The sequence below is a fragment of the Pusillimonas sp. SM2304 genome, assembly GCF_031628915.1.
Taxonomy (GTDB): domain Bacteria; phylum Pseudomonadota; class Gammaproteobacteria; order Burkholderiales; family Burkholderiaceae_B; genus Pusillimonas_C.
In genome coordinates, this window is sequence record NZ_JAVLUJ010000003.1 from 1 (window position 1) to 14167 (window position 14167).

Below are 14167 nucleotides of genomic sequence, written 5' to 3' on the forward strand. Positions count from 1 at the left end.
TTCCGTACTAGCTCTCCCAACTCCAGCTGGTTTACGCTCAGCGCGTTGACCCAGATTTCGGGAATTGCAGGCATGCAAGTGGGAGTAATAGCAGTCGGTCGATGGCATGACTAAACAGTATTGTTGGGACGGTGTCCCAAACAGATGGTGTTCCGACGGGCGCCTTGGTTCAATACGGAAGTAACCCCGATGGAGAATTCTGGCGGTATGCGGGCGGAATGCAGGTTTGTGTTAGTGCCGTATTAACAGCAGGACCTACCAACATTCCGTACGGCTCAATCTTTAGGAGCAATACAAATATCTGGGTATACCCTGCGAGTTTTAGTAGCTCTCCCGTGGTGAGCTGGAATGATGTATCCACCGGTCTCTGGGTTGGAGGCGCGTCAAATAGTCCTACACAGGGGGCATATCGAATATATGCAGCAGCAGCCCTAACCTCCACATACTCACAAACTGGACTGGCCGTTGGGCGATGGCATGACTAAACAGTATTGTTGGCACGGTATCTGAATCGGGGGGTATTCCGACCGGGGCCCTGATCGAGTATGGGTCCAATTCCAATGGGAAATTCTGGCGATACGCCGGCGGGATGCAGGTTGCGTCGGCAGTTGTCACGTTTGAAGGCGTCGAGTCTCATGCTTTTCCAGCCGAGTTTTTATCGTCTCCCAATGTAATGTTTCGACTCGTCGATGGTGGGTTACCGTCAACAGTAGCGAACATCGTTGTATTGATTTCCGAAGTTACTGCAGCAAGCTTTACGGCCAAGCCAACGCAACAAAGTTCCTCATCCATAGTGGTTCGTACGAACAGTTTGACTGTTCCATACACGGCTTTCGGTTCTTGGCATGACTAAATCCAACTACCGATTGCCGTCATGCTGAATAGGATTGATGCGGCAGCCCGGCTACCGTTGGATAGAACGTACCACCCACCCCACCGATTGATGGAAGGGGTTTGCTCAATAAGCGAAGCGCACCACAGGACGTTGGAGGTTCCAAGCCCGACGGGAGTTACATGGATGGATGGAGTTGTGGCGAAGGCAGCAGGAAGAGCTCCAGTCGTAGTTAGCTGAAGCACCCCTATGAATAGGCTGCCGGATGCTCCTGAAACGGCCATGTATTCGGAAAGGTACTTCTTACAAACCTGCATCCCACCAGCATACCGCCAGAACTCACCACCTTCATTGGAGCCATACTCGACCAGCGCACCGGTCGGGATTCCTTCAAATTCAGATACCGTGCCAACAATACTGTCACGGCCATACAGGGGCCCCGAGCCGATGGCATCGAGAAAGGCCGCCGTGCCGAATGGGTCGAAAATCGGACCAAGGGTGATCCAGTCGTCGTCCGCATCGTTACGGATTTTGCGTACCCCGTTCGCCTGGTCAGCCCACCGCTTCCCTGGCCAAGTGACTGTCGGCTCATCCGGACCATACGAATCTGAAGCTGCCAGCTTAAAGTTGCTGTCACCCTCGGCGGGCGTCAACAGCCGGGACAGATTGCTGCGAAGGACAATGTCAGCCATGATTATGCCCGCTGATGCGACAGCGTCCAGTTGAAGGTGAACACTTCACCGTCCTGCTTGGTCTTCACACCAAACACCGTCCGGTTGCTCATCGTCCCGCCGCTTGCGGCGTTGAACAGAGCGGCTTCTGTCACGGCGCCGTTACCAACCCCGTCGCCAAACACGGCCGAGTAGATTCGGGAGGAGCCCGTGCCGGACTTGGTAACAGGGACCCTGGCGCCTGCGATCTCGGACTCAAGCGTTTCGTCCTCACCTTCTGGCGCCGTAGTGCCGATACCAAGGCCCATATGCGATACAGGCGTTGCAGCCTCCCCTGCTTCCAGTGCCGAGAGCAGGCTCAGGCCAGCATCTGTATAGATGTTGGCGAATACGAAGCGGTCAATACGGCCAGATGCGCGCTGGATAAGCAGCTCGATATACCCGCGGCTAACGGTGCGGTTCAAAATAAGCATGGTTGGTTTCCCTCAGAAGGTGAACTTGTCACCGATGTATTCAGGTTCGAAGTAATCAGCGATGTAGTTTTGGATGTAGGCGACACCGGAGTCCGCTGCGGCGCTTTCGTCCGACAGCACGCTGGCGCGCTGGATGTCCAGCGAATCACTGCTCGCCGCAACATCGGCCAATGCCTTAGTGAGGTTGGCCGTGATCAGGTCCATGGATTGCACGAAGTCGCCCCAGGCCACCTGATAGGCCAGCGCATCAGACGACGAGGAACGGTCAAACAGGGATTTGTCCAGGTCCGAAGTAACGAGGTCATCGGAGGCTGTTGCGTCAAGCAGGCTGCTTTCGATGTGGGCAATGACCGTGTCCATGGATGCGGCTCGATCTTCGAGTGCAAACGCCATGGCCAGGGCGTCCACCGCGGCCGCCACGTCCTCCAGAAAGACGTTGCTACCCTTCGCATCTACGGAAGCGAACACCCGGATAGCGATCCATTGCGTGGCGACGTCGATCAGTTCGGCGGACGTGCTAACCGATATCTGGGTAGCTTCGACCTCCAGCCGAATGCCTTTAGTCATCGTTGATCTGCTCGCGAACTGTGTATTTCTGCAGCTTGAAGCCGGTCTGTATGCTGCCGTCGCCGAACGTCACTTCAACCTCGCTCTCGAACTCCCCGGCTGTATCCAGGGCGTCGGCGGACCAGTTCATGACGCACCGCCCTCCCCGGCCCGACACGTCGTAAGGAGCCGAGAAGTCGATATCGCCCGTTTCCGGGTCGCGGTAGCCTGGGATGGGGTAGCAGACCATGATTGCCTTGACGCTATCGGCAGCAACCTCCCGAAACAGCATTCGGATGGTGGTCCCCACGCCGGAAAGGTCAATTGCGGCGCCAGTGGTTTCATCGGTCAGGGCAAAGATGACCTGCGGCCGGGTGTCGCCCTGCACGAGCTGTATCTTGGACGTAGCCATCAAACTATCCTTGGTTTGGGCCAGCCGACGCCTTGGTCGGGATGTCCCCGGTGAGCGTGGCTTGTGCCATGGTCAGATGCTGTAGGGCGCGACCGTGGAACGCCGGGACGGTATCCGCTTCCTTGAGGAATGCCCTGTACAGCACATAGTCCACGCACGCAGTGGCGTAGACGCCTTCCTGCACAAGGTCCGTGGTATCGGGTTCCGAAATAGGCTCGGGTGGCTTCGCGTAGCTGATCTGTACCGTGACGTCGGCGCGGGCGGGCGGAAACACGTCGAAGTGCCCAGGGTCGCGCTGGTCGTAAAGGTAGTGTTGAATCTCTCGCGCCGGCGCTTGGCTGCGCCAGTTGGGGCGGATACGGTCAAGGACCGGTCCCGATACCAGGGTAATGGCGCGCTGCTTGGAGGCCGACACGTTACGGCGCACCGCAAACAGAAACTTAGAATCGCTGGGCAGCTGCTGACGCCCGCCCTCGACAAGCGTTACGTCCTCGGTGGCCTCATAGAGATCGGGCCGCAGCTTATACGCATCCAGGCGGGAATCATTCAGCCAGCGCAGCAGCTCGTCGGCAGTCCAATAATCAGCGCCCGCGTCCTGCAGGATGTCGCGCGCCCTGGTGATCACGTCGCTGGCTTTCATTGGAATTCATCCCGGCCGGTGCGCATGGGCTGGTAAGCGAAGCCATGGGCCGAATCATCCCCGCAACTCGCAATGGCTTGTTCGAACTCTTCGGTATAGGCAGCAACCCGGGACGGATCGGCATAGATCGCGTCCGGATGCTTGTGCAGGCGGCTTAGCGCGCCGGCGGCGATCACCTCGGCATAGAGCTGGAACAGCACATCGTCAACCTCGGTCGCCGTGCGGGACGGGGCATAGGCCACTTCCAGCGTCATGGCCCGAGACACTTTGACGGAAAGCTTCGGCACCAGGCGTAGAAATCCCGGCAACCGACAGTGGAAGCCCCAGACTGACCGTGTATCGCTGGTCTCCAAGTTGGCCCAACCGTTCGGGAACTGGTCATCCAGCTCCCGGCGCGTCTTGGAGAACACCTTCCCTTGTGGCAGCCAGCATGAAGTGACGCTCACGATGACGTTGTCGCCATCAGGGGCATCCAGTTCGTACTCGCCTGGACCTGGCACAAGCGCCACCGGTGCCATGATGGTGCGCAGAACGCGCGTGCGCGTGCAGAAATCCACGCAGGCGTCCACGACAGCATCATCGACGGCCGGCAGCGGCGCATTGGCGATGAACGGCAGCACGTACCGCTGAAAGTCAGCGACCTGGGCCATTTACTGGATTTCCCCAGCGGCGCGGGAGTTGGCCAAGCTCACGATCTGCGTGATCATGTCTTCCTTCTTGCCGTTGGCGGGAATGTTGGTGTTGAAGTTGGCGGCCGCATAGGCTGCAATGTCGCTACGAGTCATGCCTTGCAGGTTCGGCAGATCGAATGTCTGGGGCGTCACTTCGGGCTTTTTTTCGTCGACCACGGTCGATTGCAGCCCGGCGTCCGTTTGAGTCACCACCAGGCCGATACGGGCGGGATCATCATCGACGGCTGCATCCTCGGCGATGCGCCAGACATCCGGGTGCTTCGCCAGCTTCTGGGCCATGAGCGGCGGCACGTAATGAATTTGGCCGGGAGTCCACACCAAGCCCGTGCCAGCAACGTTATCGGTCTTCTCCGCCTTCTTGCCGACATACTCCACCGGCACCAAGGCGCGATTATCAGTTTCTGGGTTCATGTTCGTTATCCAAAAAAAATGGCCCGGCAGGGTTAGTGCCGGGCCGAAAGGACCGCGTGAGCAGTCCGGAGACAACTTGGTATCAGGCGATACCGATGACCTTGCCGTTGACGACTACGCTCAAGGTGCCAGAGGCGTAGTTCGCGCCAGCCGCGGTCAGGACAAGCTTGACGGGTCGGTCAAACGTGATGGGCGCCGCGGTGGACGTCTTGACGCCTGCCGTTGCTGTTGCCGTGGAACCGGGCAGCCAATAGCTATCATCGGCGGCTGGCGTGTCATCTTCCATCGGCTCGAATCCCAGCTTGGCGGTGGCATCCGCGCCAGCAGCATGGTGTTTCAGCACCACGCTGTAGATGCGAACGCCGGCCGGAATGATGCCGAAGTAGACCTTGTCCGCAATGGCGGGTGCGGCCGTAACGGCATAGTCGTCAGCCCAGGCATTGCCATAGGCCGACATATGCAGCGGCTTGTTGTTGAAGTCGGGGGCATGAATATTTGCCATTTGAAGCTCCTGTATGTGTGTGTCGGATGCCGGAAGCGACCCCGAAGGGCCGCATACCGATCAGTTCGGGACTTGGACGGCCGTGTCCAGCACCATGACGCCGTGATCCACAGGGATCTTCTCGCCGTGCTGGTTGGGCACCTTGAACCGCAGTTTGGCCTTGCCGTTCATGATGTCGCCCGCGACTTCGGTGTTGCGCTCGAAGTTGTACTTGTTCTCCATCCAAGAACCGTACGTTTCGGATTCCGAGCTCTTGCCGTACACGTGCGCCAAGGCCTGGGCCCCGAGCAGCAGTGCACGATCCACGTGATAGCCGGCCCCCAGCGAATTGACCGTCACATCAGCCTCGGCAGCCGTGGCGATACCAGCCGATGTGCAGTACCTGACCGAGTTGCCCGGGTTGAACCGGATAGCGCGGTCAGTCTTCTTCATCAGGATGTTGTGCCACAGGCCGCATTCACCGGTGAACAGCGGATGCTTCTTGCCGCCAATGAAGCTGGATGCACGGTTCCATGCGTTTTGCAGGAAGGTGCGCCATTGAAGGCTGTTTGCCGTGGTGTTGGTCAGAACCGACTGCCATTGACGGTTGGATACCAGCAGCAAGTACAGCGGCTCGTCGTCGGCGGCGGGGTCACCCGGCAGCTTGATGGGCTGCAGCTTGTACTCCATGTCGTCGATCAGGGCACCGAGGTTGTCCAAGTGTTCCAGCTTCAGGACGTCGGTGGTGTCGATCGAGGCCAATGCCTGGCCGCCAGCCACCAGAGACGTACCATCGGCAACGAAGTGGCGGTTGTAGGTGGGTGCCTTGACCGTATTGATCATGATTTCAGCGAAATCGGGATCGTCTGCGGTGGGCACCACCCAGTCCGTACCGACCTGAGCGCCGCGGGCGCCGGCCAGGTGGACCACGCTGGTCTGGTCGTTGTACCGCTTGAACCAGTTCTGCAGATTGGCCATGGCCACGCTGCGCAGGTTGTGCACGGTACGCTGGTTGGACATTTTGCCGCCGCAATCAGCCACCTGCGTGGTCAGATCGATGCGAATGTCCATGGACGAGGACGAGAGCTTCTGGCCCTTGCCTTCAGCCATGCGGTCACCCATGATGGGCTTACCACCCATCTGGTTGAACAAGTCCACAGAGACGGTATCGCCCTGCGATTTGCTCAGGTCGGTGACACGCACCAAGGGAAAGTCAGGGCTGGTCTGGCCCTTGAGTTTGGCTTCGGCGCCTGCTTGCTTGGGCGCCGGGCCTGTCAGGTTGTTCATCAGCGAAGGCTGACGCTGGGTGGTTGCGAAAAGTGCAGCCCCGAATACCTTGCGGGCAAGGGGCGAACCGACTGGAATGGAAGTACCGGCCATTTTGAATTACCTCATCGAATTGAATTACGAGAGGCGTGCCAGCTCCGCCTGGATTTGCTCTGGGTCCATGTTCAGGAAGCGCTCGGTGAGCGCGACAGAGGACAATTCGCCCAGGGCATCTTGGTCGTTGCTTGCGGCGACAGCACCGCCAGGGATATCGGATAGTGTGTTCGGACCCTTGTCTTCGCCCTGCGCTTTCGCGACAGCGGCGGCAACCTTCGCTTCTGTGTCCTTCTCGTCTGGCTTAGCTGCCGGTGGCGTCTTTGCACCGGGCAGCTCGATCTGGCCATTAGCGGCTTCGTACATGCGAACTGCAGCCTCGAATCGCTCTTGCATGGGCTTGCCCTGCCACTTGGACTGGGCGCGCAATGCGGAATCGAATTCGGCAATTTCGTTGTACGCAGCGGGGTCGGCGGTACGGATGTGCGAGAGCTTGGGTAACGCGGCGATGGCCTCTTCCACAGTCATCTGACTCTGGATTGCGGCTTCCCGGGTGCCTTGCTCTACAAAGGTGGCGGCTTTGGCCTGACTGTCTTCCAGCGTATTGATCTTGCCAATCAGCTTGTCCAATACGTCAGCAACACCAGGCGACTCTTCGCGCAGGGTCGACAGCAGCTCCGGGTCGACAATGTCGTCCAGGCTGGACGTCTTGACCGATGCGCCGGATTCCGCCGCTTGTTGCAGCAGCGTCAGCTTCTCGGTCAGCTCCTGTGCGGCGCGTTCGGCACGAATAGCCCGTTCACGTTCGCTTTGCAGCACCGTGTAGGGAATCTCGTGCTTGCCATCCTTGCTCTTGACGACAGCGGTGTTCGGGTCTTCCGGCTGGGCCGGCGTGGCCGTGCTGGCAGGATCTGGTTGTTTCGGCTCATCCGTGGGCGTGTCCGTGGCGCCGGGCGCTGCGCCTGCTGCTGTTTCGCCCTTGTCCAGCTCGGGTTGCTCATTGGATGGCTGAGCATTGGGTTTGCCGTCGGTGGCTTCGTCGCCCGCAAGGAGCGCGGTCAATTCCTCACCTTCAGGCATGCTCATGGGGTCTTTCAGATACTGCTCAATTTGCGCTTCGTCTACCGTACTCATCTACACACTCCTAGTTCTCGCATAGGTGCGAATACAAAAAAGCCCCAGCCGGTATCCCGGTGGGGCGATGGGGTTGCACGTATCCCTGTGCTGGGTAAACTCGGGGTGGCTCAGGCCTGGTTGATTTCCTCGATCAGCTGGGCCACTTCGGCGGCCAGCGATTCAATCTGCCCGGCCTTGCCTGCAACCATCTGGGCTCGTTCGGTTTCGCCAGCCTCACGGATACGGGCTTTCTCAAGCTCCGTATCCTTCTGGATCAGGGCCTTATCGATCTCGACGGCGCTGGTGTCCTGCTGCTGCGCTGGTTGTGCAGCCGGTTCGGGCTGCAGAAGCTTGGCGGTTTCAGCTTTCAGTTTCTCGGCCCGGGCAGTCTTCTCGGCGATCTCCGCCTCTGCCTTGCCCTGCTCCAGCTGCAGCGCTTGGCCTTGGGCCGCCTTGGCGGCCTGTTCGGCCTGCTGCGCTTCTGGACTATTGGGGTCGGCAACGATGCCCATCTGCTTGCGCAGGAACTCGGCCATTTCCTTGCGGCGGCTGAAGTCGGACATTTCCAGGGCGAACGGCACGAGCAAGGCCTGGTAATCAGGTGGCATGGATTTCAATATCTCGGCGAACTGGCCAAACTGCTGGGCCCGGTACGTCGGAGTGCTTGGTACGTCGGACAGCGCGACCTTGACCGGGGCGGTCTGGACATCGTTCTCCTTGTAGCGCTGGCCGGTTTCTGGATCGACACGGGGGATATTGACGACGACGCGGCGCTTGGCCATGCCGTTGTCGACCATCACTTCGGTCTGGTCGATCATGTCTTCTTTGATCAGGTCCAGCAGCGCTTCACCAACACCGCGGCGCGCCATCCGATAGTTGTCATTGATCTCGGCCAGGGTCGTGACGCCCTGCTCGACCAAAGACTGGATGGCCAGGCCGGACGTGGCATTGGATTGCTGCCCCATCATGGCGTTGTAGACGCCGGCGGCCTCTTGAATGGCCTGTTTGCGCTCCTGCATGATGCTGAACTGCTGCTGCGACAGGCCCATGTTGTCGTCAACCTTGATGGCGTTCTGCTTATTGACGCGGTTCTGGTCCATAACAATGAAAGCGTCAGCGCGCGCGACTTCCCGCGTTACATCGCTCATTGTGTTGTATTTGTCGTCCAGCGCGTCGCCATCAATGAACACCCGGCGCCCATTAAGCAGCCACATCATGCGGGCTGAGCGGGCATTCACCTCATCCTGGGGCGACAGCATGGTACGGATCAAGCCGTACGGCACGCCGGTCAGGTCTTCACGGTAGCCAAAGAATGGTACGTAGGGGAACCGACGCTTGCTGGTGGCAATGTCTTGCACCCTGATCGGGCCGATGTAGAACGCACAGCGAATACGGTCGAAGATGGCCACTTGGGGCTGGACGGCGCCGGCCGCCACGACAGCACGGTGGTAGTTGTTCTTGGGATTGAACTCGATCACGCGGCCACCAGGCAGGCGCAGCACAAGGCCACGAACCCAAACTCGGTACCAGACCTCGTAGCAGACAACCCGGTTGCGCGTCGTGTCGCGCCAGTCCAGATCGTCCCAACTGGTGCGCAGGCCCTGATCGATGGAATGCATCAGGTCTGCGGACATACGCGCATCGAATGTCAGGTGGTTCGTCCAGTCAGGCCAGTTTCCGGCCGCGCGGATGATTTCCTTGTGCTTCGGGAAGAAGGCGGCAATGTGATCAGCGTCGAATTGCTTCTTGCGCACCACATACCGGGCATCGGACCAGTCGGGCTTGCGGCAATGCCAGTCCCAGAAGAGTTCTGAGCGATGGATATAGCTGACCCGGTACGGATATCGGAAGGGATTGCTCTCGCGCGAGACCTCCACCGCGCCGAAACCCGCCTTTATCAGCGCGGCATAAGCGTCGGAGTTGGCCCGGTCAGCCTGCGATTCGCGCTCAGCCTCATGCAGCTTGGCGCTCATTGCCTCGGCAACATCAGCGTGCTGGTCGTCGTCAGCACCTACCTGCCAATCCGTGCGCGTCTTGGCTTCCATGCCCAGCACCGCGTTGACGGTCGGAGCGATCAGGTTCGTGATCAGGGGCCCGAGGCCTTTATCTTCCAGCCGCTGCAGCGTGTCTGCGTCCAGTTGGTTGCCGTCGTAGTAATCGACGCATTTGTCCGCTTCCCGGCGCCATTCAGGCTGGTTGCGTATCTCCTGCAGCCAGCGCTCGAGCTGCGACACATTCAATGCATCGCGGTCGGCCGGCGCCTGGTCATGGGCGTGCGTGATCTGGCCGTCGGCGTACTCATGATCGAGCAGGTCGAAGCCTTTGACAGCAGTATTCATTTATGCGCGCCAGTTTTCTCTGTGACGTTTGAAGGTGGATACGACGTTTGTTTTCGCATAGCGCAGGGACATGATGCCGCCGCGGCTCGCGTCGATGGCATCGTCCATCTGCTTGACGATGACGCCATCCTTGCGGTGGTAGATCCGGTATTCCTTGAGCCAGTCCTCGCAGTTCGCAAAAACCTTGAAGCGGCCGGTTTGCATGCGGTTAAGCATGATTTGCACGCCCGGCTCCACCCCGATGGAACCGTCCTCGAACTGCATGCGCTCGGGCAGCATGTTCAGGCCTTCAGCTCGGTAGGTATCGCGCATCGGCACGCCGGTATCTTTTTGCTTCTGCAAAGCATCGTGAGGCCACGCAACCGGAATCCAGGCGCCCCGAGCTTTAATAGCGCTCGCATGGACGGCCGGAACCTGCTTGCTTCGCTTGTACACGTCGTACAGATAGACGATGTCGGCTTCCAGGTTGTGCGCAAGCCAGACACCAGCGGTCGGGTGGTCCCAACCAAGGTCCATTGCGCACAGGCGGGGCCAATCATCAGGGATAGAGAACGGAACACAAGTGATTTCCGACTCTGCAATCGGGAATACGGCACCGGAACCCAGCACCGGCTTGCCAAAGGCCCGAGCCTCACGTTCATGCTCGGGATAGCTCGCCACGATGGCATCGGCATGCTCTTTCGAGTAATGCTTGGCATCGTAGATGCCCATGAAGATGACCGTCGTTCCATCGTGCTGCTCGATCAGGAACCGCATGACGGTCAGGGACATACCCTGAAGTGGGGTAAACGTGAGGTATACCGGACCCATCGTGGTATTGGTCCTGGTCAGCGCCTCCATGTAGATATCGATGGGCGGCTCTTCATCCAACCAGACGAAATCCAGGGTCTCTACTTGGAACTTCTCACGCCCTTGCTCATAGTTACGAAAGCCGAGGACTGACTCACCAGCCTGGACGTCACCACCACCACCATGGCGTATCACTGCCGAGGAATAGGCATTGGGCATGCCCGGCAGGCGCACGATCTCTTTGATGGCGTCCTTGGGGATGGCGGCAGTACCGAGTTCCGAATCCACACCAGGGCGGCCAAACAGGATTCGCTGCACACCGTCACGGGTGGAAGCGCCTGATACTGAAGCGGCCCAGCCTACCGTTGGCCGATTGAATACCTTGCCTTCCCACCAGTCCGGGTACCGGCCGGTCAAATGCAGTGCGGTCTCTGCGCCACCTGAAAAGGTTTTGCCCAGCTGGTTACCCGCAGAGAATAGGCGCTCCCTGTGTTTGGCACCAGCGGCATGGAACTCCAGCTGCTTCTCATACGGACGGTAATACGCCAGACGATTGGTCCTCGCCCTTCGGGCGCGCTCCATGATCGTCTTGGCCAGGACCAAGCGCGGATTCTCCTGCTGCGGCGCAATCATCTCTATCCGTGTCAGTGCACGGTGGCTTCGGGCGCCTCGAGCATCTTACCCAACACAGCCTCGACAGAAATGCCCTCGATCTCGGCCACTTCGCGGGCGGCTGCCACCATCTTGGCCTGCAGGTCGGCATCGCTCGCCTTCTCCAGGTCGCCAATCCGCACTTCCTTGCGGTCGATGAACATGCCCAGGTACTTGCCGATCAGCTCGATGTTGACGGTTTTGTTCGCCAGCCGCACGCAGAAGTTACCGCCGCGGTCCCAGGACCAGCCCGATATCGCAAGGCGAACCTTCTTGGGAAGCAGTTTCAGATCCTCTGGGCGGGAAATGGCTCGGTAGCCGCATTCGGCTTTTTCGTCGACCAGGACGAGGTCAGCCGGATCGTAGAAGGCCAGGGCTGCCAGCTCGGACAGCACCTTGGCCTGGTCAATAACTGCCTCTTCCGCGACGGCCCCGCGCAATTCAGCCATGCGGGCAATGATCTTGGGGTTTTGGGTCAGCTGGGTGGCGCAGCGCGTGACGCTGGCTGGTTTCATGCGGCTGGTGTTATGGCTACGCCGGTACGCCTCGCTGGCGTTACCAGTCTCCAGCCAAGCAAGACAGAACTTCTCCTGCTTGATGGTGAGCTTTTGTTTGGACATAGGGGAATGGATGATTACTTGGCACGGGCCCGGCTGCGGCGCTTCAGGGCGGCGCGCTTGTTCTGGGCGACGGTGCGGTGGCTGGTCATGCGCGTGGCGTAGAGCATCGGGCCCCAGGCCTGGCGCAGCATCTGACGCTTACTGACCCGCTTTGTGATCTGAGTCTTGGGCTGGTCCGCCATTGCGACATTAACGCCAGGCGCGCCGGCGCCCAGGATGGCGAGAGCTGCGGCAGTTAACAGGTTGGATGCTGTGGTTTTCATAACGGATAACCCAATGCAAAAGGCCCGCGAGATGCGGGCCGGGAAAGGGAAAATTAGGGGGTACTACCATCAAGGCCGGTCGTTTTTATCGCCGTGTGGGCCGTTCTGATGCCTCGGTTTTCGTGAAATCTTGCCAGATTGCGCAATTTCGCAAGTTTTCGGCATTTTGGTTGCGAGTGAGGAATTGAACCTCGTCCTCTGGCTTATGAGACCAGCGCGCTACCGTTACGCTATCCCGCGTCGATGAAGTGGGGCCGTAAAGCCAGCGCATACTGGCCTAAAGCTGGAGCGGCTTTATGATCACGGCGGCGCAGATCGGAGCCGGAATGTGCCGGAATACGGCGGCTGTCGCCACTACCCTGTTCACATTGTGGAATTGGATGCCAGGACGAAATATCCGGTCGATTACTGCGGCTGTTACCCACAAGTATGCGTCCAGCGCCGGTAAAGCGGGAGGAGAGTCGCTGACGGGGGCCGGCTTGGGATTGCTGGGCGCATGCGTGTGGGCACAAAAAAACCCGCCAGTTTTGGGGCGGGTTTTCTGTAGAGACACTTATAGACAGTAAGTGAATATGTGGTATTTTCCGCAAATCAGTGCGGAAAGTCAAGCATTTTCAGGCGTCGTCGATGACTCTTCCGATTCATCTTGTTTCGTGCTCGGCGGGTTGATCGGTGGTAATTGCACAGCCAATTGGATCGAATTGTTCAGATCGACCAAAGCCGCGTAAATCTTTTCCTGACCGTGATCACTGTTCCTGAACTCTTCTGGGGAGCCGACGGACGAAAAAGCGATCCTGAATGCCTCTCTAGGCGTGGGCTCAAGATACAGGCAATTTGCGTCCCACCAGTTTTGGCAGGCCAAAACAGTTGTATTCAGAAAAAGCTCCTGCTCGGCAACGTCGTGCTTGTGGTAGTAGTGAGCCCGCCATAGCTGCTTGAACAACTTAAAGGCTTCTTGGTGAGCCTGCAGCCGCCGGTCCATACCCGCAAACCGCAGTTGGTTCGAGGCTGCGAGTTCTGCTGCAAGCCTGGCGTTCTCCTGTTCATACGGTTGCTTCGCGATAGCCTCAGCCTGAGTAAGATTGATTCGATCGAGCAGGTCGGCGGTGTTCTTGCCGCGCTGCTCGATGAAAGACCTGAAAAACAATACCGCCGCGCCGCTCACGATGGACGTCAATAACCATAGCCCAGCTTCCATATCGAGTTCCCCCAAAAGTTGTATTCGCGGCAAGTATGCCACCTACCAAGAAAACCAGCTATGCGCTATCCACAATGCCTGCTACAAGCAAGGCGGCCTCCGCGGCGTCCAGGGCCAACTGCTCTTGCCCCTTAATTCCGTTTTCGCGCAGCTCGCCCTTCTTCGTTATCCGGGTGCCGTGCAGCCAGATGACAATCTGTCCGTTCTGCTTGCTGGCCGTATCGCGGTTGACGTTGGCTTTCTTGGCCAGGGCCTGCAAGTGGAGCTTCTGACCGAAGTATCGGGCGACCAGGCCATCGCGCAACGCCCGCATGGTGACGTGCCCGGACAACGCCTGCGTTACGGCCGCGTCCGATATCTCGCGGATGGCGCCCAGCCAGATAAGGCTGGGCACCGGGCCGCCGCAACAATGGCACTCACTTCCCTGGGGAGCGAATCGGGCAACCAGGATCATCTGGTAGAGCCTGGGCAGCGCTTTCAGGTTTCGTAGGATCATGCCGGCCTGCGCCGCACCGTCCAGCCCGGCCAAGCCCTTGCCGGTAGGCTTGAATTTGTCGGCCAGCCGGTTCATCAGCGGCCGATCCAGACTCGAATCGGAAAAGTTATACGCGAACGTCAGCGCCTGGTGCGCGGTTTTGAATAGTGGCTCACTCACTGGTTCGCTCCTGATAAAAGTTGCATCGCTGCCCTACCTCATTTCCCAATTTGCACCG

The 14167-nt window shown here is 59.0% G+C and carries 16 protein-coding genes and 1 tRNA gene; all 17 read right to left on the minus strand.

Translation table 11 applies throughout. The features are described from left to right. Positions 1 to 849: 849 nt before the first annotated feature. Positions 850 to 1524, minus strand: coding sequence for a hypothetical protein (locus RE432_RS14820; protein WP_310934255.1), 675 nt, complete (start codon positions 1522 to 1524; stop codon positions 850 to 852). A gap of 2 nt (positions 1525 to 1526) precedes the next feature. Beyond that, positions 1527 to 1976 (minus strand): hypothetical protein, encoded by a 450-nt coding sequence (locus RE432_RS14825; RefSeq protein WP_310934256.1) that lies wholly within the window; start codon positions 1974 to 1976, stop codon positions 1527 to 1529. Between the two features lie 12 nt (positions 1977 to 1988). Further along, on the minus strand, positions 1989 to 2543 hold the full coding sequence (locus RE432_RS14830; RefSeq protein WP_310934257.1) for a hypothetical protein: 555 nt from the start codon (positions 2541 to 2543) through the stop codon (positions 1989 to 1991). Next, entirely contained in the window at positions 2536 to 2934 is a 399-nt protein-coding gene (locus tag RE432_RS14835; RefSeq protein ID WP_310934258.1) for a hypothetical protein, read from the minus strand. The genes RE432_RS14830 and RE432_RS14835 overlap by 8 nt, the downstream gene beginning before the upstream one ends. Before the next feature lie 4 nt (positions 2935 to 2938). Continuing rightward, a complete protein-coding gene (locus tag RE432_RS14840; RefSeq protein WP_310934259.1) occupies positions 2939 to 3574 on the minus strand; it encodes a DUF6682 family protein in 636 nt (211 codons plus the stop codon). Further along, positions 3571 to 4224, minus strand: a complete 654-nt coding sequence (locus tag RE432_RS14845) for a hypothetical protein (protein WP_310934260.1) — start codon at positions 4222 to 4224, stop codon at positions 3571 to 3573. The genes RE432_RS14840 and RE432_RS14845 overlap by 4 nt, the downstream gene beginning before the upstream one ends. Continuing rightward, positions 4225 to 4677 (minus strand): hypothetical protein, encoded by a 453-nt coding sequence (locus tag RE432_RS14850; RefSeq protein WP_310934262.1) that lies wholly within the window; start codon positions 4675 to 4677, stop codon positions 4225 to 4227. A gap of 82 nt (positions 4678 to 4759) precedes the next feature. Further along, the gene (locus RE432_RS14855) at positions 4760 to 5179 is read right to left on the minus strand and encodes a hypothetical protein (protein WP_310934263.1); all 420 of its coding nucleotides are present in this window, start codon (positions 5177 to 5179) and stop codon (positions 4760 to 4762) included. A gap of 60 nt (positions 5180 to 5239) precedes the next feature. After that, positions 5240 to 6538, minus strand: coding sequence for a N4-gp56 family major capsid protein (locus tag RE432_RS14860; protein WP_310934264.1), 1299 nt, complete (start codon positions 6536 to 6538; stop codon positions 5240 to 5242). A 24-nt stretch (positions 6539 to 6562) separates the two neighbouring features. Further along, complete coding sequence (locus RE432_RS14865) at positions 6563 to 7612, minus strand: hypothetical protein (RefSeq protein WP_310934265.1); 1050 nt, start codon at positions 7610 to 7612, stop codon at positions 6563 to 6565. Positions 7613 to 7722: 110 nt separating this feature from the next. Then, positions 7723 to 9933, minus strand: coding sequence for a hypothetical protein (locus RE432_RS14870; RefSeq protein WP_310934266.1), 2211 nt, complete (start codon positions 9931 to 9933; stop codon positions 7723 to 7725). Continuing rightward, positions 9934 to 11355, minus strand: coding sequence for a terminase large subunit domain-containing protein (locus RE432_RS14875; RefSeq protein ID WP_310934267.1), 1422 nt, complete (start codon positions 11353 to 11355; stop codon positions 9934 to 9936). Positions 11356 to 11366: 11 nt separating this feature from the next. Next, complete coding sequence (locus tag RE432_RS14880; RefSeq protein WP_310934268.1) at positions 11367 to 11993, minus strand: terminase small subunit; 627 nt, start codon at positions 11991 to 11993, stop codon at positions 11367 to 11369. 14 nt (positions 11994 to 12007) lie between these two features. Beyond that, positions 12008 to 12256 (minus strand): hypothetical protein, encoded by a 249-nt coding sequence (locus tag RE432_RS14885; RefSeq protein WP_310934269.1) that lies wholly within the window; start codon positions 12254 to 12256, stop codon positions 12008 to 12010. 167 nt (positions 12257 to 12423) lie between these two features. Further along, positions 12424 to 12496 (minus strand) — tRNA-Met (locus RE432_RS14890). A 364-nt stretch (positions 12497 to 12860) separates the two neighbouring features. Further along, positions 12861 to 13454 (minus strand): hypothetical protein, encoded by a 594-nt coding sequence (locus RE432_RS14895; RefSeq protein ID WP_310934270.1) that lies wholly within the window; start codon positions 13452 to 13454, stop codon positions 12861 to 12863. A 58-nt stretch (positions 13455 to 13512) separates the two neighbouring features. Continuing rightward, the gene (locus tag RE432_RS14900) at positions 13513 to 14109 is read right to left on the minus strand and encodes a hypothetical protein (RefSeq protein WP_310934272.1); all 597 of its coding nucleotides are present in this window, start codon (positions 14107 to 14109) and stop codon (positions 13513 to 13515) included. Positions 14110 to 14167: the final 58 nt, after the last annotated feature.